The sequence below is a fragment of the Kitasatospora sp. NPDC058406 genome, assembly GCF_042722765.1.
In the GTDB taxonomy this organism is placed as follows: domain Bacteria; phylum Actinomycetota; class Actinomycetes; order Streptomycetales; family Streptomycetaceae; genus Kitasatospora.
In genome coordinates this window covers 1-18,369 of the sequence record NZ_JBHXKE010000110.1, presented here as the reverse complement: position 1 = coordinate 18,369, position 18,369 = coordinate 1, and the positions used below count along the sequence as shown (strand labels likewise).

At 72.1% G+C, this 18,369-nt stretch carries 18 protein-coding genes; 9 read left to right on the top strand and 9 right to left on the bottom strand.

What is annotated here, in order from left to right; genetic code table 11:
• Positions 1 to 326 precede the first annotated feature (326 nt).
• On the top strand, positions 327 to 1,817 hold the full coding sequence (locus ACFWOG_RS22090; protein ID WP_380360477.1) for an alpha/beta hydrolase family protein: 1,491 nt from the start codon (positions 327 to 329) through the stop codon (positions 1,815 to 1,817).
• 320 nt (positions 1,818 to 2,137) lie between these two features.
• On the opposite strand, the gene ACFWOG_RS22085 is transcribed toward ACFWOG_RS22090, so the two are convergent.
• On the bottom strand, positions 2,138 to 3,613 hold the full coding sequence (locus tag ACFWOG_RS22085; RefSeq protein WP_380360475.1) for a hypothetical protein: 1,476 nt from the start codon (positions 3,611 to 3,613) through the stop codon (positions 2,138 to 2,140).
• 512 nt (positions 3,614 to 4,125) lie between these two features.
• On the opposite strand from ACFWOG_RS22085, the gene ACFWOG_RS22080 reads away from it, so the two are divergent.
• Positions 4,126 to 4,323 carry a hypothetical protein gene (locus tag ACFWOG_RS22080; RefSeq protein ID WP_380360473.1) on the top strand — a complete coding sequence of 66 codons (198 nt, stop codon included), beginning with the start codon at positions 4,126 to 4,128 and terminating at the stop codon, positions 4,321 to 4,323.
• A 248-nt stretch (positions 4,324 to 4,571) separates the two neighbouring features.
• Here ACFWOG_RS22080 and ACFWOG_RS22075 read toward each other — a convergent pair whose 3' ends face one another.
• Positions 4,572 to 6,206, bottom strand: a complete 1,635-nt coding sequence (locus ACFWOG_RS22075) for a hypothetical protein (RefSeq protein WP_380360471.1) — start codon at positions 6,204 to 6,206, stop codon at positions 4,572 to 4,574.
• Between the two features lie 201 nt (positions 6,207 to 6,407).
• On the opposite strand from ACFWOG_RS22075, the gene ACFWOG_RS22070 reads away from it, so the two are divergent.
• On the top strand, positions 6,408 to 6,968 hold the full coding sequence (locus tag ACFWOG_RS22070; RefSeq protein ID WP_380360470.1) for an EF-hand domain-containing protein: 561 nt from the start codon (positions 6,408 to 6,410) through the stop codon (positions 6,966 to 6,968).
• 78 nt (positions 6,969 to 7,046) lie between these two features.
• Here the strand turns inward: ACFWOG_RS22070 and ACFWOG_RS22065 are convergent, their stop codons facing one another.
• Complete coding sequence (locus tag ACFWOG_RS22065) at positions 7,047 to 7,886, bottom strand: SDR family oxidoreductase (RefSeq protein WP_380360468.1); 840 nt, start codon at positions 7,884 to 7,886, stop codon at positions 7,047 to 7,049.
• A 114-nt stretch (positions 7,887 to 8,000) separates the two neighbouring features.
• On the opposite strand from ACFWOG_RS22065, the gene ACFWOG_RS22060 reads away from it, so the two are divergent.
• Complete coding sequence (locus ACFWOG_RS22060; RefSeq protein ID WP_329875190.1) at positions 8,001 to 8,405, top strand: helix-turn-helix domain-containing protein; 405 nt, start codon at positions 8,001 to 8,003, stop codon at positions 8,403 to 8,405.
• 305 nt (positions 8,406 to 8,710) lie between these two features.
• Here ACFWOG_RS22060 and ACFWOG_RS22055 read toward each other — a convergent pair whose 3' ends face one another.
• Positions 8,711 to 11,392, bottom strand: coding sequence for a PKD domain-containing protein (locus tag ACFWOG_RS22055; RefSeq protein WP_380360466.1), 2,682 nt, complete (start codon positions 11,390 to 11,392; stop codon positions 8,711 to 8,713).
• 265 nt (positions 11,393 to 11,657) lie between these two features.
• Between ACFWOG_RS22055 and ACFWOG_RS22050 the strand changes: the two genes are divergently transcribed.
• A complete protein-coding gene (locus tag ACFWOG_RS22050) occupies positions 11,658 to 11,828 on the top strand; it encodes a hypothetical protein (RefSeq protein ID WP_380360465.1) in 171 nt (56 codons plus the stop codon).
• A gap of 247 nt (positions 11,829 to 12,075) precedes the next feature.
• Positions 12,076 to 12,792: a hypothetical protein gene (locus ACFWOG_RS22045; RefSeq protein WP_380360463.1), complete on the top strand. Its 717-nt coding sequence runs from the start codon at positions 12,076 to 12,078 to the stop codon at positions 12,790 to 12,792.
• Between the two features lie 118 nt (positions 12,793 to 12,910).
• Here the strand turns inward: ACFWOG_RS22045 and ACFWOG_RS22040 are convergent, their stop codons facing one another.
• The 3 genes from ACFWOG_RS22040 to ACFWOG_RS22030 all read right to left on the bottom strand — a co-directional run bounded on the left by ACFWOG_RS22040 (position 12,911) and on the right by ACFWOG_RS22030 (position 14,858).
• Positions 12,911 to 13,177, bottom strand: a complete 267-nt coding sequence (locus ACFWOG_RS22040; protein WP_329875212.1) for a metal-sensitive transcriptional regulator — start codon at positions 13,175 to 13,177, stop codon at positions 12,911 to 12,913.
• A gap of 278 nt (positions 13,178 to 13,455) precedes the next feature.
• Complete coding sequence (locus ACFWOG_RS22035; protein ID WP_380360461.1) at positions 13,456 to 14,190, bottom strand: hypothetical protein; 735 nt, start codon at positions 14,188 to 14,190, stop codon at positions 13,456 to 13,458.
• Positions 14,191 to 14,543: 353 nt separating this feature from the next.
• Positions 14,544 to 14,858, bottom strand: coding sequence for a hypothetical protein (locus ACFWOG_RS22030; protein ID WP_329948923.1), 315 nt, complete (start codon positions 14,856 to 14,858; stop codon positions 14,544 to 14,546).
• Positions 14,859 to 15,246: 388 nt separating this feature from the next.
• Here ACFWOG_RS22030 and ACFWOG_RS22025 point away from each other — a divergent pair, with 388 nt between their 5' ends.
• The 3 genes from ACFWOG_RS22025 (at position 15,247) to ACFWOG_RS22015 (ending at position 16,854) form a co-directional block, all read left to right on the top strand.
• Positions 15,247 to 15,855, top strand: coding sequence for a DUF2975 domain-containing protein (locus ACFWOG_RS22025; protein ID WP_355409060.1), 609 nt, complete (start codon positions 15,247 to 15,249; stop codon positions 15,853 to 15,855).
• A complete protein-coding gene (locus ACFWOG_RS22020; protein ID WP_380360458.1) occupies positions 15,855 to 16,091 on the top strand; it encodes a helix-turn-helix domain-containing protein in 237 nt (78 codons plus the stop codon). The genes ACFWOG_RS22025 and ACFWOG_RS22020 overlap by 1 nt, the downstream gene beginning before the upstream one ends.
• A 232-nt stretch (positions 16,092 to 16,323) precedes the next feature.
• Positions 16,324 to 16,854: a hypothetical protein gene (locus ACFWOG_RS22015; protein ID WP_380360456.1), complete on the top strand. Its 531-nt coding sequence runs from the start codon at positions 16,324 to 16,326 to the stop codon at positions 16,852 to 16,854.
• Positions 16,855 to 17,533: 679 nt separating this feature from the next.
• Here the strand turns inward: ACFWOG_RS22015 and ACFWOG_RS22010 are convergent.
• Together ACFWOG_RS22010 and ACFWOG_RS22005 are read right to left on the bottom strand one after the other, a co-directional pair.
• On the bottom strand, positions 17,534 to 17,974 hold the full coding sequence (locus tag ACFWOG_RS22010; RefSeq protein ID WP_380360454.1) for a hypothetical protein: 441 nt from the start codon (positions 17,972 to 17,974) through the stop codon (positions 17,534 to 17,536).
• Between the two features lie 161 nt (positions 17,975 to 18,135).
• On the bottom strand, positions 18,136 to 18,369 hold a 234-nt coding region (locus ACFWOG_RS22005; protein WP_380360453.1), incomplete at its 5' end, for a TlpA family protein disulfide reductase.

Genomic DNA, 18,369 nt, shown 5'->3' with positions numbered 1-18,369 from the left:
CACACGTCCCTGTCGATTCGGCATCAAGGGCGGCCCCGGCCGGGGCCGCCGGCGCGCACCACCGGATCGGGGCGGGTCACGGGGAACGTGCGCCTCGCGCTGCCCGGCACGTACCGCAGCCCTGCCACCGTAGGCCGCCGGCCCCACGGAGCACATGAGTCCACCGTCGGAGGGAGCCGTGGCGACGTACGACCCCAGGAGGAGTCCCGTTACCTCCCGGGGTCGCAAAGCGGCCACCCGTCCGGCGCGCTCGACTGCTGCTCCGGTGGCACGCGGACCCGCCGCGGATTGCGACCCCGGTCGCACACGGCGGCGACCCGGGAGCGATGTGGCGACGCATGCCCGGCGCCGAGTATGGCCGGGTGAACGAGATCATCCCGGGACTGAACATGTCCCTTCCGGAAGTCCTTGCCGTACTGAGCGCCGTCGTCCTGGTGGTGGCGCGCTGGATACCCCCCGCCGCCCGCCCACGCGTCACGATCGCGGCGGGCGCGCTCCTCCTGCTGTCCGCGACGGCCGTGAGTGCGGCGGGGATCCGCTGGCAGGTCGTGCCGGTCCTGGCGGGCGCCGCCCTCGCGCTGCCCTTCGCCGTCTCCCCCCTGCTACGACGCCGAACCGCCAGGCCGGCGTGGCGGGCCCGCTGGTGGCTGGCGTTGCCGGGATCGGCGGCCTGCATCGGTCTGATCTCCTGCGGCCCGGTGGCCGCCTGGGCCTTCCCCGTACCCGTGTTCCCCGAACCGTCCGGCGACTTCGCGGTCGGCACCCGCGTGGTGCAGTGGACCGACCCGCGCCGCCCCGAGACCTTCACCGCCGATCCGGACGACCTGCGCACCGTCGTGGTCCAGCTCTGGTACCCCGCCCGGAGGAGCCCCGCAGGGACGCAGCGCGCCCAGTACCTCGGACGCACGGAACAGGAGGCGCGCACCGTCTCCGACGCCCTCGCCCACGGGGTCGGCCTACCGGGCTTCCTGATCGACGGCGTTCCGCGCGCCCGCACCCATGCGGTCGTCGACGCCCCCGTCGAGGGGACGGGGGGACGGTTCCCCGTCGTGCTGTTCTCTCCCGGGTCGGGCGGCGTACGCACCCAGAACACCGCCTGGGCGGAGGAACTGGCCAGCCACGGCTACGTGGTCGCCGCCCTCGACCACCCGTACGACTCCTCCGCCGTCGTCCTCGCCGACGGCCGGACGATCACCACCGAGATCTCCTCCAGCGGCGACCGGGACAAGGACGAGGAGCTGGCCGCCGGCTGGACGGCGGTCCGGGCCGCCGACCTCGGCTTCGTCCTCACCCGGTTGGAGGGTCTGGACCGGGGTGAGACCACCGACCCGCTGAACGGACGTCTGGACACCGGCCGGGCCGCGGTGACCGGCCACTCCATGGGTGGCGCCGCCGCCCTGCAGGCGGCCCGGAACGACCGCCGGTTCGACGCCGTCGTCGATCTCGACGGCTACCCCCACGGCCCCACCTCCCCCTCGCTCACCCAGCCGGCGCTCGCACTCACCCAGGCCGTCACCCCCGGAACCGACTCGCGCTACCTCCCCCGCCTCACCGAGGCCCTCGGGTCCGCCACCGCGACGAGCTACCGGCTCACCGTCCCCGGCGCCGCGCACCTCACGTTCATGGACGGCCCCCTGTACCTGCCGCCCGTGCCCGCGATCGTCGGCTCCCTGGGCCGCACCGAGAGCCCGCGCATCGTCGCCGCAGCCACCCTCGCCTTCCTCGACACCGTCCTGAAGGAGAAGCCCGGCGACCTGGCGGGCGTCCTGCCGGCCTACGGCGACCTCACCGTCCACCGCCCCGTCCAGCGGCCCTGATCAGCCGTCGCCGGACACGTAAGGCCTCCGGGCGAGAGCGGAACGGGCCACGGCACCACGCCGGGCCCGTTCCCGTTCGTTCCCCCGTTCCCGCCAGACCCTTGGTCACCCTCGGGAATCACGACGAGCGCGCCGGGCAGAGCGACACCACCCGGGTCGGGGGACACAAGGACCCCTGGTGGCACCGCGCACCGGCCCGGCTCCTGGGAACGGAGCCGGGCCGACGGTTCGGAGCGGGGCGGTTCGGGGCGGGCCGGCCCGGGGCGCGGCGGTTCGGGGCGGGGCGGCCCAGGGCGCTTGGGGTCAGGGCGGTCCGGGGGTCAGGACACGAGCTTGATGACCGCCTCGGCCGCGGCCTTGCCCGCCGCGGACACGATCGCCTTCACGAGGTCGCCGAGGGCTCCCGTGACGCCGGCCGCGAGGGTGTCCGTCGCATCCAGGTCGGCCTTGAAGGTGCCGTTGAGGATGCCGTCCCACTTCTCGGTGATCTGCGGGTTGTTGCCCACGAACGTGAAGTCGTCGTTGCGGTCCGGCGTGCCGAAGGGCAGGCCGGCGACGGTTCCCTCGGTGTGGCCGGAGTGCTGGAAGGTGAACACGGTCCCGTCCGGCGTCATCACGGCGGCGCTGATCGTGTAGTCGATGTTGTCGAAGCCGCTGTCGTGCGCGTGCGTGCTGAACGAGAAGAAGCCGTCCTGGCGCATCACGACGTGCGCCGAACCTCCGATCGCGATGTCGGTGGTGACGTCCTGGTCGAAGTTCCTGCTCGACGTGTCGTACCAGAAGTGGTCCCGGACGGAGGCGTCGCCACCGACGAACCAGAGCTCCATGCTCCCGGGGATCCGGGAGACGGCCGCGATGCCGCTGGTGACGGAGGCACTTCCGGGCGGGGCCAACTCGAACCCCTGCCACGCGCTGCCCTCGTACCAGAACCGGTCCTGCACCGAACCGTTGGGCCCGACGAACCAGACCTCCATACTGCCGGGAATCCGCGAGACCGCAGCGACACCGGTGTGGGTGGAGGCGCTACCGGCGGGAGCCAGCTCGAACCCCTGCCACGTGCCGCCCTCGTACCAGAACCGGTCCTGCACCGAACCGTTCCCGCCGACGAACCAGACCTCCATACTGCCGGGAATCCGCGAGACCGCAGCGATGCCGCCGGTGACGGAGGCACTGCCCGGAGGGGAGAGCTCGAACCCCTGCCACGCGCCGCCCTCGTACCAGAACCGGTCCTGCACCGAACCGTTCCCGCCGACGAAGAAGACCTCCATGCTCCCGGGAATCCGCGAGACCGCAGCGATCCCCCCGATGGTCGACGCGGTTCCGGGGGCCGAGAGTTCGAACCCCTGCCAGGCACTTCCCTCGTACCAGTACCGGTCCTGCACGGAGCCGTTGGCCCCGACGAAGAAGACCTCCATACTGCCGGGGATGCGCGAGACGGCCGCGATGCCGCCGGTGACGGAGGCACTGCCGGGCGGGGCCAACTCGAACCCCTGCCACGTGCCGCCCTCGTACCAGAACCGGTCCTGCACCGAACCGTTCCCGCCGACGAAGAAGACCTCCATGCTCCCGGGAATCCGCGAGACGGCCGCGATGCCGCCGTTGGCGGAGGCACTGCCGGGCGGCGCGAGCTGGTAGCGCCGCCACGGCGACCCGTCGTACCAGTACGCCCCCTGGACCGAGCCGTCCGAGGCGACCCACCAAACCTCCATGCTTCCGTCGATCCGGGAGACCGCGGCGACCCGGCTCGACAGCGACGAACCGCCGGCCGACGCAAGCACGAACTGGTTCCAACTCATCTGGGACCTCCGGTGGTTCTGTGCCGAACACACGAGCCGGGAAGGGACCCGGCCCGAGGAGCGGGGAGCGCCGGGCCGGATCCCCGAACCGATCGCTCAACGCGTGCTCCTACGTTAGGAATTCACCGCGGCACCCACATGAGGCCGTGGTCCCGCGTATGTCCCGGGACCGGTGCACCAGTCGCGCACGCTCCGCCGTGGGACCGGCCCTCCGAACGGGACGTCACCCGCACGCCCCGCTCACGGAATCGGGGAACTCCGCCCATGGCGGAGCACCCGGTGAGCCCCCGTGCGGCCGGAACGGCGGGGCGGCAGAAGTCGGACAAGCGGGAACGGCCGGCAGACGGGCGGCCCCCGCTGTCTCCCGTGCTTCGGGCAGCTCGCCGACTCGGCCACCGGTACCGGGCGGTGTTCGGCGAAACGCCCACGACCTGGTGCTTCCCGGCTCCACACGCTTGGCGGCTGATTGGATCGGCGCTACCTGCATCCATCCGCTTCGCCCAGGAGACGACATGCGCACCCACCTCACCCGCGGCACGGTCACGCTCACGTTCCTCGCCGCGGTTGCACTCCCTGCCGTCGGCTCGGCGAGCGCCGCGCCGGAGCCCGCCTACACCTGCCAGGCGGTCCTGGTCGACGACATCAACCGCGTGGCCGGTTCGGGCTGCACGGGCGGTCCGAGCGGCTACGAAGGCGCGGGAAGCATCTAGGACAAGGAATCCGACACCGTCTGGCAGTGCGCGCTCCTCGGCTCGGCCGACGACCCGGACCTGCCGGGGAAGCTGACCGTCGTCGGAGTCCTCGGCTGCGAGCGGCAGGGCGGTGACCCCGTGGTCGAGTGATGTCCCACGCTTGGGCACCCGGTGCCACCGAGGGGCCGGTCAGCCCGACTCACCGCGCGCCGCCCCGGGCCCGGGTGTCCCCGCGCCAGGGCCCCGGCGCCGACCGCACGACAGGACTAGAGACCGCCCCGGACAGCCAGGAAGTGCAGCACGGTGAAGACCAGATAGGCCGTCAGGGAGATCCGGTTGACGAGCAGGTCCGGGTGGCCGAGCGGGCCGGGGCGGGATTCCCGGGGGCGGAGTTCCGGGTGACGGGTGGCATGGCCGACACCGGCGGCAAGAGCGGCGGCGTCGAACCCCTGGACGCCGAACCAGGAGGCGACCCGGCCGCCGAACTCCAGGGCACCGGCGTCGCGGACGGTGACGGACAGCCGGCCGCCCTCGGCCGTGGCCGCGGTGATCTCCTCCCAGCCCGCCCGGCGACGGGCGAGGCCGGCGGACACCGTCACGCCGTCACGGTCGACGGCGGCCTGCCAGCCGAGCCGGGAGACGACACCGACCAGTGCGATGCCGCCGATGAGCAGGGGCTGCAGCAGCCCGCTCCACCAGCCGGACTCGGCGCGCAGCACGCCCAGGACGGCCAGCAGTACCGCGACAGCCGGTCCGCACAACAGGCGCAGCGGACGCGGCATCTCCCACACCCCGGCGGCCATCGGCACGGTCGGGGTTTCGGCAGGGGCCCCCGGGTCGGCGGCGGCGGCGGGGTCCCCGGCAGCGACGGGGCCGGCCGGCCGGACTTCGGGGGCGCAGACGACAGCCGTCCACGTGCCGGTCGTGCCCGGGTTCCCGGTTCCCGGGTCGTCCTCCGGGGGCAGGACCAGCAACTGGGCGTAGGGGCCGTCCGGTCCCTGGTAGAGCAGAGCGGGCAGGGGTGGGCCGGCGACCGGGCCGTACGCCTCCTCGCCATCGGTCTCGTCCTCGTCGTCCTCGTCGTCCTCGTCGTCGGCTACGTCCTCCCCGCCCCAACGGCCGTCCGCCCAGGTGTGCTGCTCGCGCAGCGTCAGCTCCCAGCGCGGGCCGCCGAAGAACGGCCCGGCCTTCGGGCCGCCGTCGAACTGGAACAGGACGCGCACAGCGGGCGCGCCGGGGCGTTCGGTCAGTGAGTGCCGGACCCGGACCGCCTTGGCGGCGGAGGCCAGCAGGATCACGCCGGTCCCGCCGACCCCGGCGGCCGTCACGAGCAGGCTCGGGTCGAACAGCGGAGCCGTCACCGCCGGGCCGAGCAGCACCAGGCCCACCACCCGGCGCCCGACCGGCCGGACGGGGTGCTCGGCGAACGGGGAGGGCTGGCCCGCGGCCGTCCAGGGGTACGGCACCTCGGGGCCCATGAGGTCGGTGAGCTGCTGCCGGGCCCGCTGACGGCCGAGGGCGGCGGTGATCAGCAGGGCCGCCAGGGCCGTCTGTGCGAGCGTCAGCGCCCACCGGGTCAACTCGTCGGGGACGCCCGGGACGTACCAGCCCACCGGAATCAGGGCGAGCGCCGTCAGCGGCAGCCCCCTGGGGCGGGCCAGCAGCGCCAGTGCCTGGGCCACCAGGGCCGCGAGCACCACGTCCGCCGACTCGTACCAGCGCGGGGCACCGGCCACGTCGAGGCCGTCGGCCCGGGCGGCGACCAGCACGAACAGGGCCACCGGCAGCAGGACCAGCCAGCGGCTGTCCCAGCGGTGGGCCGCACGGGCGGCGTGCCAGCGCTCCGCGGCCTCGGCGGTGAGCGGCGCGGCCGTAGGCAGTGGGGGTGCGGGCTGGAACATGCGTCCGATGCTGTCACCCGACCCGGCCGGCCATGAACCCGGGGCACCCGGGCGAGCCGGCCTCGGACCCCGGGCGGTCGCGCGCGGTGCGATCAGCTGTCCGATCACGCGTACGTGGCCTCGCGGTTGCACGTCGTGAACGCCACTGCCTAGGCTCACCGGGCACCGCACCACCTGCACCCACGGAACGAGGAACCCGCCATGACCACCGCCGCCGACGCCCTGCTGGACCGCAAGATCGACGTCTGCTTCGGGCAGGCCGACCTCGACAGGGACGGGGTGATCGACGCGACGGACATCCTGGGGCTCGCGTCGCGGGTGATCGACGCCTCGGGGGCGGCGTTCGACGCACCGGAGGCGACGGCGATGCTGGCCGCGGCCCAGGGCTGGTGGCGCGCCCTGGTGGCCGACTTCGACACCAACAGGGACCGGAAGATCCAGCGGCACGAGTACCGGGCCGGGATGCGGTTGCTGGCCCAGGCACCGGGCGCGTTCGACGACGTACTGGCTCCGGCGGCGCACGCGGTGTTCCGGCTGATGGACCGGGACCGGGACGGGAGGATCTCGGCAGCGGAGTTCTGGGACTTCCAGCGCGCCTTCAGCTCCACCGAGCCGGCCGCACGGTTCGCGTTCGAGAAGCTGGACACCGACCGGGACGGAGTGCTGTCGGAAGCCGAGGTGCTGTCGGCCTTCCGCGGCTTCTACACCTCCACCGACCCGCACCACGTCGGCAACTTCCTCTTCGGCGACGCGCTGAACTAGACCCGGCCGGCCCCGGCGGGAGGCTGCCTACGGCGCCCTGCGACGTCCGGAGGGACGAGGGCACCCCTCACCCCATCCTCAGCGGAACGCGGCGACGTGGCGGTCGGCCCAGTCGGTGAAGGTACGCGCGGGACGGCCGAGCACCTGCCGGACGGCCGGGCTGATGCGCAGTTCGGCCCCGTTCGGGGCGCCGAGGATGTCGAGGGTGTCGTCGGCGAGTTCCACCGGCATGCTTCGGGCCATCGCGGTCCTGGCCTCGTCGCGGGTGAGCTCGTGGAACCGCAGGGGCGAGCCCAGTGCGGCGGAGATGGCCTGTGCCTGCCCGCGCGGGCTGATCACCTCCGGGCCGGTCAGCTCGTACACGCCGCCGAGGTGCCGGTCCTCCAGCAGGCAGGCCGCCGCGACGTCGGCGATGTCCGTCGGGTCGACGACCGGCGCGCCGATGTCGCCGAACGGGGCCACGACGGTCCGCCGCGTCCGGATGGACTCGGCCCACCACAGCACGTTGGAGGCGAAGCCGCCCGGCCGCAGGATCGCCCACTCCGGGGCGGAGTCCCGGACGAGGTCCTCCAGTGCCCGCATCGCGATCCGGGTCGGGCCGAACGGCCTGGTGGACACGCCCTGCGTGGAGAGCAGCACGATGCGCCGGACCCCGGCCTCCACGGCTCGGCCGACGACATCGGCCGGGGCTGTCCCGGGGCCGTGCAGGTCGCCCGACAGCAGCAGGAAAAGCGCCTTCGCCCCGGCGAGCGCGGGCTCCAGAGCGGCCGGCTCGGCCAGATCGGCTACGACGTGCCGGACGCCGTCCGGCACGGGCGCCGCGTGCCGCGAAACCGCCGTCACCTGTTCTCCCGCCCCGGCCAGTGCCCGCGTCAGCGGCCGGCCGATGTTTCCGGTGGCCCCGGTCACCACGATCATGATCAGCTCCTCGCTCGATGTCCTGCGCTCGTGTGCATGCGCTGCTGTGCAGTGCTGACGCTAGGACGGCGGGCTTACCACTGGTAAGGACATACCTGAAGGTAAGCTCCGAACATGACGGAAGGCTTGCAGCCAGGGCGCAGTGACACCGGCAAGCGGTATGAGGTGTTTCACACCGACTGCGCGGCACGCGACACGGTCGACCACGTGACCAGCCGATGGGGGGTCTGGGTGCTGATCTCCCTTCAGGGCAACGACCTGCGGTTCTACGAGCTGCGCGACAGCATCCGGGGCATCAGCGAGAAGATGCTCGCGCAGACCCTGCGCGCGCTGGTCCAGGACGGCCTGGTGTGGCGGACGGTCGAGCCGACCACGCCGCCTCAGGTCACCTACGGGCTGACCGAGTTCGGCCGGGACGTCGGCGAGCCACTGCTGGAACTGTTCGACCGGATCACCCGGTGGCTGCCGCCGGGCACCGCCGACCGGACACCCGCCGATGGATCACGACCCCGGTCGTAGACACGTCGGGTAAGCCGGCGAGGAAGTCGATCGCCCCCGCTCGCCCCGCCAGATGTGGTCGCGAGTCTCCCCCCACCGCGGGGCCCACAGGATCTGCGTGCGCCAACCTCTCCGCCCGCCTCCGGTGCGCGCGGATCGTGGCGCCGACCGGTCGCGCTCAAGGACGGCGCTCCGGATCCGGGGCGCCGATCCGGCCGATCGTGTCGGCACGACGCGGCCCCCGGACCGGCGGGCTGCCGGTCCGGGGGCCGTGGTCGGTGCGCGGCGGGAGTTCCCGCCCATGCGCGTGCCCGCCTGCGGGGCGCCTACTGGCGGGATCCCCACGCCCCGACGGCGGTGACGGCGGGGATCTCCCCTGCCGCTGCCGCCGAGCTGACGTCGCCCCACCCGCTCCAGCCGCGGCTGTAGTCGCCCAGGATGTCGTACAGGTGACCGTTGTTTACCGCGTACAGCCGCAGGTTGTCGCCCGTGGTGGCGGCGGCGAAGGTGGTGATGCCGCCGAGGCCGGTCGCGGCGGAGACGTTGCCCCAGCTGCCCCAGCGCCCGGCGTTGTAGTCGGCGCCGACGTCGTACAGCGAGCCGTCGATCAGGGCGACGACGTGGACGGTGCCGTTGACGGCGGTGGCGGTCAATTCGGTGGGCCGGCCGGGCTGGCCGATGGAGCCGGTCAGGTCGCCACCCCGCCAGGTGCCGCGGTCGTAGTCCCCGTCCGCCGTGTACAGGCGGCCGTTGGCGCCGAGCGCGTACACGTGCAGGACGTTGCCGGTCATCGCGGCGGCGACCTTGGTGATCCGGGTACCGAAGGAGACGTTGGCGGTGATCGCGGCCCAGCCGGTCCAGCGCCCGACCGCGTAGTCGGCGGTGGCCTCGTAGAGTCCGCCGTCGGCGGCGACCACCAGCTTGGTGGAGGTCCCGTTCTCGACCACCGACAGGTCGGTGATGTTCTTGCGCTCGGAGTTGCCGCCGGCGCCGGGGAGGCCGGGCAGGGCGATCTGGTCCCAGTGCCGGGTCGCGCCGGGGTACCCCTGGTCGTAGGTGACCAGGTACCCGTTGAGGTTCGCGAACTGGTGCTTGCCGCCGTGCGTGCCGGCCAGCTTGATGGGCCAGTTGCCGACCAGCGCGCGGGCGTTCGTGAAGGGCGACCAGACGCCGTTCCCGTAGTTGCCGGTGGCCTGGTAGAGCGCGTGCTCGGTCATCGCCAGCAGGCCGGTCTTCTCGCCCGGGAGCGCGGCCAGGTAGGCCCGGGAGTACTGGGCGTCCACCTGCTGGGTGGCGGTCGCCGTCCTCTGACTCGCGTCCCTCACGGTGTAGGTGACCTGGTAGGTGCCCGGCTGGGCGTACTGGTGCGGGGTGCCGGGATCCTGTGAGGGGGTGCCGTCGCCGAAGTCGATCTGCTGCAGCGTGACCGGCCAGGGCGAGTCCGGGACGGAGGCCGTCGCGGTATAGACCAGGTCTCCGGTGGTGCCGAGGGTGACCTGCGGCTTCAGCGGACCGGGATCGGTGACGGTGACGGGCGCGGCGTTCGGGTCGCTGACGACCGTGCCGCCCCGCCCGTCGGTGGCGGTGGCGGTCACCCTGTAGGTGCCCGCCGTGGCGTAGACGTGATCGGCGGACCGGGAGCCGGTGGTGACGACCGGAGTGCCGTCGCCGAAGTCGAAGGTGTAGCCGAGGTCGACCTGCCAGACGGTCGTGGCCGTGGCGGTGGCGGTGACGGCGAACGGTGCCGGACCGAAGGCGGTCTGGAACACGCTGCCGACCGTGCCGACCACGACGGACTTCGGCGCGTGGAACTCGTACGCACCGCGGTCCAGGAAGCCGCCCGCCGGGGAGTCGGGGAGGTCCGGGTGGTCGACCGGGCTGCTGCCGAGCAGGTCGGTGCCGGCGGCGCCGGGAGCGTTCGGGTCGGCGGAGTCGATCGCGCTGGTCGCGGTGACGGGCAGCCTGTCATCGACGAACTGGCCGCTGACCGGGAGGTTCTGCAGGAACGTGACCTCCTGGTCCGCGTCGTGCTTGCCCTGCCCGGTGGCGGCCGCGAGCGAGTCCGGCGAGGTGTGGTCGGTTCCGGCCCAACGGTAGAGGGGGGCGCCGGTCCAGGAGTGCACGGTGTTGTAGTCCACCGTGGCGGTCGGAGCGGCGGCGGCGGACACCGAGACCACGGGCGCGGGGTCGACGTACCAGCACCGCTGGGAACGGTAGAACGGGTAGTCGGCCGAGGCCCCCGAGATGACGTTGTTCTCGACCACACCGTCGCCGGACGCCCCGTCCAGTGCCACGGCGGTGCCACAGACGTTCGCGATGGTGTTGTTGACCACGCTGACGTGCGACGCGCCGGTGGCCCGGACGGCGTACTCGGCCGAGGCGGCGAAGTCGTTGTGGGCGATCGACACACGCTGGACGCCGGTGTCCACCGACACACCGGCCTGCTGGAACCAGAACCGGTTCCGGGTCACGCTGACGTCCGAGGTGTGCCCGACCAGTTTGACGGCGGGGTTGTCGGTCGTGAGGCGGAAGTTCTCGATGAAGCTGTTCGCCTCCAGCCGGATGTCACTGGAGTCGGTCACGACCACGGCGAGCGGGGACATGCTGAAGGTGAGGCCGCTGACCACGATGTGCTGCGCACCCGTGATCTCCAGTCCGGTCCCCGGGTTCTTCCCCGACAGGACCGGTGACTTGGCGGCGGGTGAGCCGTCACCGCGGATCACGATCGGCTTGTCGGCGGTGCCGGACCGGGTGACCTGGAGCCCCGCGACGTAGCCCCGGCCGGGCGCTACCTGCACGGTCTGCCCGGGGCCGGCCACGTCCACTGCGGCCTGGATGGTGCAGTAGGGCCGGGCAGCGGTGCCGATGCCGGTGTCAATGCAGTTCGACGTGGTGGCGTTGTCGACGTAGAGGACGGCGGCCGGATCTGCGGCGTGGGCCGGAGCCGGCAGCCCGAACGTGACGACAGCCGCGGTGGCGGCCAGGCCGAGGGCTCTGCGGGTGCGCACGGTGGCGACTTCCCCCTTTTTCTCATGGAGATGACCGCGATTCGCCTCGTGTGGGTGCCGTCGGCAGCTACCACCCGGCGGAACCGCGGTGAAGATCGCGATCAGTGTGGCAGAACGTCAGTGCGGTTTGCCACGACATTCCGAGGCGCCGGGAGGGCCGCTGTCGACGTGGGCGGCGGCACCGAACAGGTCGCCCCTCGCCGCTCGTCGTCCGGATCGACGGCGACACGGCCGGGAGGTGGCCGCGCCCGCCGCATTGACGGGTGTGGACCCGCGCAGCGGGGGCAGCCGACGGGCCGACAGCGGGTCCCGCAGCCGGAGCCTGCGGCAGCAGAACGGCCCCGAGTACGACCCCGACCGGCACGACGCCACCGACCGGCTCTACCAGAACGCGTACTCCAGTTACTACGGCACCTACTACGGCGCCCCCATCTGAGCCGGCAAACCACGGCGGGGCCGCCCCCGGGGACGGCCCCGCCACCGTTCAACGCCACGCCCGACCGCGCCCCGCTCGCGCCGGGAACCGTGCGGGAACCGCCCCCGGCGAAGAACCCGGAAGTACCCCGGAAGTGTTCTGGAAGTGCTCCGGGAGCGACCGGACGGCGGACGGCAGGACAGGTGGGACGCGGCCCGACAGATTGCGAAACCCGCCGCACCGCGGTGTACGAACAAGGGAGAAGGTCATGACACGTAGTCGTGGGGACGCCCGTCTCCGCCACCCCCGGCACGAGCGGCGCGGTGAGGCCCGGCTGCCCGCCGTTCTCGCCACGCTGGCTGCGATCCTGCTGTACGTGGCGCTCCCCCAGCAGCTGCTGGTCGCACCCCGTTACGTCCTGCCGGCGCTGGAGCTGCTCCTGCTGATCCCGCTGGTCGCCGTCAACCCCCTGCGGCTGACCCGCCAGAACCGCATCTCCCGCGCCATGTCGCTCACCCTCGTCCTGCTGATCGGAGCCAGCAACCTCGCCTCGCTCGGCATCCTGATCCACGGCCTGGTCTCGAAGCAGGTGGAGGACGGCGGGGAGCTCCTGGTCGCGGCCCTCCAGGTGTGGCTGACCAACATCATCGTGTTCGGCCTCGCGTACTGGGAACTCGATCGAGGCGGCCCCGTCAGCCGAACCCAGGCCCCACGCGCCGAACTCCCCCTGGCGGACTTCCGGTTCTCCCAGGACGAGAACGACGACGCCGTGCAGGAGGTCGCCGACGGCGCCAGCGGCTCGTCCGACTGGGTCCCCACCCTGCCGGACTACCTCTACATCTCGGTCACCAACTCCACCGCGTTCAGTCCCACCGACACGATGCCGCTCTCCACCCGGGCGAAACTCCTGATGAGCATCGAGAGCATCGCCGCCCTGATGACCTCCCTCCTCGTCATCGCCCGCGCCGTCAGCATCCTCCACTGAGTGGCGCGCCGACGGACGGCGAGGTCCTCAGCATCGCGGGACGCCTGTCGACTCGCACGTAGGGCATCGGGACCGTTACCGAACCGCGGGGCCGGCCCGCCCGGGAGCGGGCCGGACGTCAGGCGAGTGCGAGGAAGAGCTTTTCCAGTTCGGCCTCGCTCATCGGCGGCTCGTCGCCGTCCGCGACGGCCATGCACTGCCGCATGCCGCTGGCCACGATCTTGAATCCGGCCCGGTCGAGGGCACGGGAGACAGCTGCCAACTGCGTCACGACATCCTTGCAGTCACGCCCTGCCTCGATCATCGCGATGACGCCGGCGAGCTGGCCCTGGGCCCGACGAAGGCGATTGAGGACCGCGCCGACCGCTTCGTCGTCGACCTGCATTCCCATACCTCCAGAGAGTCACTCGCCCGCGAGTTTACCCCGTGGGGTATGTCGCGGGCGCCTCGGGGCGATCAAGGACCCTCCTGGGCAGGGCCGGTCGGCTCCGGTCTGCGACTCGGCGCCGCTGTCCACCGAAGCTGAACCCGACCGCCACCGGCCACCTCGCGACCCGCCGACCAGGAGCAGACCGCGTCCTCACCTGCGCAGGACACCCACCCACCGACGTCACAACCCACGGGCGCAGCCTGCCACTCGTCGCCGACAGCTCCGGGGCGAGGTCAGTGGGGATCGCCTACTTGGTCGGCCACGGCGAAGTCTGCCCCGCAGTCCGTGCAGTGCGCGCTTCCGAAGAGGTAGGTCACAGCAGTGGCCACCTCGTTCTGGCCGTCGGTGAGAGCGAGTGCGTGGATCCGTTGGCCGATGCCGCGCAGGTCGCCAGGGCCCACGGGCCGCAAAGGGGCCTTCTCCACGTGGTCGTTCAGGGCGTAGTCGCCGCTCGTGGAGAAGTAGCCGTAGTCACCGATGGCGATGAACAGGCTGGTTTCGCAGTCGGGACAGGAGATCTGGTACTCCCCGTTCACGAGTCCCCACGCAAGCTCCTCACCCCAGACCGGGACACCTTCGAATGCCAGAACGGCTTCGAGCAGGTAGATGTAGTCGGTCCGGTCGGGAGACGTCCGAAGGTGCTCGTTCGCCATTCGTAGGAGGGTTGCGATCTCCTGCGCATACTTCACACGGACGTCGTCGGCCCCGTTCAGCTGGTCCGTCCCCGCCACGATCGCGGCTGCGAGGTGCAGTGCGTTCAGCTGCTCCTGCGGGTCGGCACCCACGGCGATTGTCGTCAGCCGGGGAAGCGCCGCGAAGCTGGCCGAGTAGACGCTGCCCTGATGGCAGAGGGCCGACCAGAGGTCGTTCCAGCGCTCGGCGTTCGGATCTGCTTCGATCTCGTTCAGCAGGGCGGGTATGTCTTCCGCAGAGCCGTAGGCATGGCTGAGTTGCGACCAATCCGTCATGCAGGAATCCAACCAGGCCGTTGTGACATTCGAGGCTCCTGCACCGGAAGCGTCGGCGCCGGCGCCGGCCCCACGACGGAACCGCAGAGTCCCCGACCGGCACAACCCCCGGAGGCCGCCCAGGCAGACCAGGAGTCGGCAGGACGGCCAGGTCGCCGGGGACTGCGGCAGGAACCCGGCGGGCGCACCATCGACGCTAGGGGCCGACAACCGGCCGGCAGGAAGGTGGGGGCGGGACGCGCCCTGGGAAGTCAGTCGGCGTCCCGCCCCGGGTGGAGCACGTGATCAGGAAGGGTGACCCTGTCGCAGGCCTCGGCGCAGCGGTGTCCGCCGAGCCCTGTACGACCTACCCGTCAGACCACCCACCAGCCGTAGCCCGTGAACCCGCCCTTGCCCGCGCAGTAGGCGTACGAGGTGGAGCCGTTCGCGTACTTCTTCGCACCGAAGACGATGCTGCCGTTCCCGCACTCGGCGACGGCGTAGAACTTCGTGCCGGCCGCACCCGAGCAGGTGACGCTGAAGGTGTTGATGTCGCTCCAGTTGGAGGCGCACCTGGCGGCAGCGAGGCTCGCGCCCGGACTGGACGTCTGGGCCTGAGCGGCGGGCACCGCACCGAGAACGAGAGCGGCTCCGATGGCGGCACCGGCGAATGCACGACGGATCTGCATGATCGACTCCTCAAGAGTGGTCGAGTGAACCCTGTTGCCCGACCGACCGGGCAACAGGACCCACCGTTCCTGATCGCCCTTGGGAGGAACCTTGAGGGAATCCTGAAGTGCCAGGTCAGGGGGCCTGCGCCCCGTCGCACCCTCCGGGCCGACGGTCGAGCTCCGCTGACACGACACACCGTCGGTCGACGATCGGGCCCGGCCGGCTCCCGAACTCCCGGCATGCCTAGCGGGCTCCCGACGGCCCGAGCGTGCCGGGCTTGAATCGGCATGGAGCAGGGGCGAGGCCGACCGGGCTACGGCGGGCGACGGGCGGCGGGCGACGGGTTGACAAGGAAGCCCTGTTTATCGATTATCGGCATATCGGTAATCGATAAGGGGGGTTGGGATGTCCTTGCTGGGCAAACTGCGGAGGCCTGACTGGCTCGGCGAACTTCAGGGCGTGCTCACGCTCGGTCTGGTCGCAACGAGCCTGGCGATCGCGGTATCCGTGGGCCGTGCGCTGCTGGGCGACCTGCCCGTGACAGCCGGGATACCGGCCGGCGCGCTGGAGGGGAGCACCGTGATCCCCGGCAGGACGACCGGGGGCGTCAGCATCACCCCGGACTCCGTCATCGAGGTGGAGATCGCCGATCCCAGCGCCCACCAGCTCGTCGCGGCGGTACTCACCGCGCTGCCCAGCCTGCTGGTCGCCCTCGGCATGCTGGTCATGCTGCTGCTCGTCGTGCGGCGGGCCCGTCGCGGTGATCCGTTCACCACCCAGGCGGTGCGGCGGTTGCGGCTGCTCGCCGTCTTCGTCATCGTCGGCGGGACTCTGGCCGGGGTGACGGAGAGCGCCGCGGCACTGGATCTCGCCCTCAGCGTGAGCGACACGGCGGGCGTCACGGTCTGGGAGTTCCCGGCCGCGTGGACGCTGGCCGGGTTCGGGATCCTCGCGTCCGCCGAGGTCGTCAGCCGTGGCGCCGGGATGCGGGCCGAGCTGGAGACGGTGATCTGATGCCACCGGAGGAAGAGCACCGCGTCGAGGTGCACCTCGACAGGCTGCTGGAGGAACGCGGCCTCACGCTGACCGAATTGGCGGACCGGGTCGGCCTCACGCTTGCCAACCTCTCCGTCCTCAAGAACGGCCGGGCACGCGCGATCCGGTTCAGCACGCTCACAGCGCTGTGCGATGCACTCGACTGCCGGCCCGGCGACCTGCTCACCGTCCTGCCCAGGACACCGCCCGGCTGAACCAGCGCGCTTCCCTCACGGCCGGAGCGCCGTCGAGATGAGGGGCATCGCGGGCGAGCCGGCCGTCTGCCGTGTCGTCAGCTCTCCATCCCTGACGGCGCCCGACACCCCGGCCACGACGGGAGCCGCCCGGCCGGAGCCTTCTCCCGCGAGGATTGCCGGCCCGACGGCGCCCGCGCACCCGCCCCGAATCCCGGTGCGGAAACGGAACTGCACAGACACCATGGTGATCATGACGAACGACGAGACGGGGCTCGCCCCTCTGGGCCTCTGCGTGGTGGCCAACGTGGCGCAGGTGACCGCCCACGGCACCGGCGGCGGCGATCTCCATTCCGGCCTGCGGCACTTCGCCCCTGGCGCCAAGGTCTGGGTCGCGCCGCCGCGCTGGGACCCGTGGGACCCGGGCGTGACCGTCGTCGGCCGTCACCGGGGTAACCACCGCCGCTACATCGCGGTCGTCGTCCAGCGCCGGTTCCTGGAAGACCTGCGGGTCCGGGGTATCTACAGCCCGGCCCTGCTGGCGAAGCTCGGCGGCGGCTGGAACGCCCATGCGGCCGAGGAGTTCACGCGGTTCTGGGGCAGCCCGAGGCTGGAGACGCGGGTCGAGATCGACGGACGGCCGCGCTGGGCCCCGCCGGTCCTCGACCCCCCGCCCCCGGAGATGGAGTACGAGGGCGCGGTCTACCACCTGTCCGGCTTCGACGCCGGACACGCCCGCTACTCGGCGCAGCCGCCACCCTGGCTGCGACCCCGGCAAGCCTGAGCCCGAGCCCCCCACCGCGCCGACTCCGTGCCCGGATCTCGGAGCTCGGCGCGGGTCTGAGGGCGGTCGTGTCGGTGAAACTCGATCACCCCGGTTTCGAGCGGCCGTCCGCGACCGGCTGGGTAACGGACCCGTCCGCGCCTGCGTCGCCGAGGCCGTCCGAAAGCACCAGGCCGGCTGGCTCCGTACCAACCCGGCGCAGGCGACGGCCGCCCTCACCCGGATCTCGTCGGTCACCCGTCACTGACAGCGGCGCACCGAGGACCCCGAGGCCCAGGTCGGGCTTGATCCCTGATTGCCGGTGAGATCAGTCCGACGCCCGGCTTCCGCACGGTCGCGCAACGCCCTGGAGAGCCGGGTGTGAATGCCGGAGATCTCAGCCATGCCCGCTCCCTACGGAGGGCAACTGTCTGCACGGCCAGATGTGCACGTTCCAGAACTCCAACGGCGGCGGTCAGCCCTCTCGGCCCGGCCGGGGCGGCCCTGTCCGCGTGGCCCCGGCGGGCGGGAGAGAAACCGTCCGCCCGCTGTGAGCGACAACCCCGGAACCGGACCGGCCGCCGCTCCCCCACCGCTTCATGTCCGTGCCGAAGTCACGCAGGGTGGGGTGGCCGGCCTTCCCCGCCGAGGGTCGCTTCCCGGCCCTTGCGGGCCGCGGCTGTGCGCTGGTTGCCCCCGGTCAGCGGCGGCCGGTGGCCAGGATGACGAGGAACTGGCCGCCACCCGCCTCGATGTCTGCGGTCACCGGCAGCCCCGGTACCAGTCGGGAGAACCGGTCCACCAACCAGTCCGCCGCCGCCTGGGCGTCCTGCCTGGTCGGACAGCGGCCCACCATCTCGCGGCCCCCCTTGCGCTCCAGCCTCCCGGCCACGGTGATCAGGGGCGCCGGCTCGACCACGTACAGGCGCTCCGGCCAGGCGATGACCACCTTGACCGCGCCCTTGCGGGTGTTGCACCCGCGGTGCGCAAGCCGCTCGGCGACCTTGGCCTTCCGGTCGGCGGTACGGCTGTCGACACTGGGCCCTCGCGGGTCGTTCACCGACTCGCCGGGGTCGACCGGTTCGTCGCACACCCAGCATCGCCAGCCGTCGCGCTCGGCCACATCTTCAAGGAGACTCACCCGAGCAAACTAGCCTGCCCGGCCGCCACCCCGCACATCAGGGCCACCACGACGCCTCGACACCGACCGACCAGGCTGCGGAGGCACACGCCGATCCGGCCCGGTTCCGGCCTCGCCGGGACGCGGGGACAATCAGCACCTGCCTTGCAACGCTCCCCTGCTCAGCTCTGCTGCTCCGCCAGGACCGGCTGGAGCATCGATTCGAGGACGTCGTCGATCTGGCCGCCGAGAGCACGGGCCGCCAGTCGGCCCTGCCGGTCGACGATCAGCGTGGTCGGGAAGGACTGCGCGCTGAGGGTGGACCTGCGACCGCACCCGAGTCCGGTCGTCCGCCCCGGAAGCGCAAGGGTCACATCGGAGGGAGGGGGTGGGACCCGACGCTCACGCGTCGGGTC

Excerpts from the sequence above, each read along its gene's own strand:
- ACFWOG_RS22090 (WP_380360477.1), top strand. The coding sequence starts at position 327 with ATGTGGCGACGCATGCCCGGCGCCGAGTATGGCCGGGTGAACGAGATC.
- ACFWOG_RS22085 (WP_380360475.1), bottom strand. The coding sequence starts at position 3,613 with ATGAGTTGGAACCAGTTCGTGCTTGCGTCGGCCGGCGGTTCGTCGCTG.
- ACFWOG_RS22080 (WP_380360473.1), top strand. The coding sequence starts at position 4,126 with ATGCGCACCCACCTCACCCGCGGCACGGTCACGCTCACGTTCCTCGCC.
- ACFWOG_RS22075 (WP_380360471.1), bottom strand. The coding sequence starts at position 6,206 with ATGTTCCAGCCCGCACCCCCACTGCCTACGGCCGCGCCGCTCACCGCC.
- ACFWOG_RS22070 (WP_380360470.1), top strand. The coding sequence starts at position 6,408 with ATGACCACCGCCGCCGACGCCCTGCTGGACCGCAAGATCGACGTCTGC.
- ACFWOG_RS22065 (WP_380360468.1), bottom strand. The coding sequence starts at position 7,886 with ATGATCGTGGTGACCGGGGCCACCGGAAACATCGGCCGGCCGCTGACG.
- ACFWOG_RS22060 (WP_329875190.1), top strand. The coding sequence starts at position 8,001 with ATGACGGAAGGCTTGCAGCCAGGGCGCAGTGACACCGGCAAGCGGTAT.
- ACFWOG_RS22045 (WP_380360463.1), top strand. The coding sequence starts at position 12,076 with ATGACACGTAGTCGTGGGGACGCCCGTCTCCGCCACCCCCGGCACGAG.
- ACFWOG_RS22040 (WP_329875212.1), bottom strand. The coding sequence starts at position 13,177 with ATGCAGGTCGACGACGAAGCGGTCGGCGCGGTCCTCAATCGCCTTCGT.
- ACFWOG_RS22035 (WP_380360461.1), bottom strand. The coding sequence starts at position 14,190 with ATGACGGATTGGTCGCAACTCAGCCATGCCTACGGCTCTGCGGAAGAC.
- ACFWOG_RS22030 (WP_329948923.1), bottom strand. The coding sequence starts at position 14,858 with ATGCAGATCCGTCGTGCATTCGCCGGTGCCGCCATCGGAGCCGCTCTC.
- ACFWOG_RS22025 (WP_355409060.1), top strand. The coding sequence starts at position 15,247 with ATGTCCTTGCTGGGCAAACTGCGGAGGCCTGACTGGCTCGGCGAACTT.
- ACFWOG_RS22020 (WP_380360458.1), top strand. The coding sequence starts at position 15,855 with ATGCCACCGGAGGAAGAGCACCGCGTCGAGGTGCACCTCGACAGGCTG.
- ACFWOG_RS22015 (WP_380360456.1), top strand. The coding sequence starts at position 16,324 with ATGACGAACGACGAGACGGGGCTCGCCCCTCTGGGCCTCTGCGTGGTG.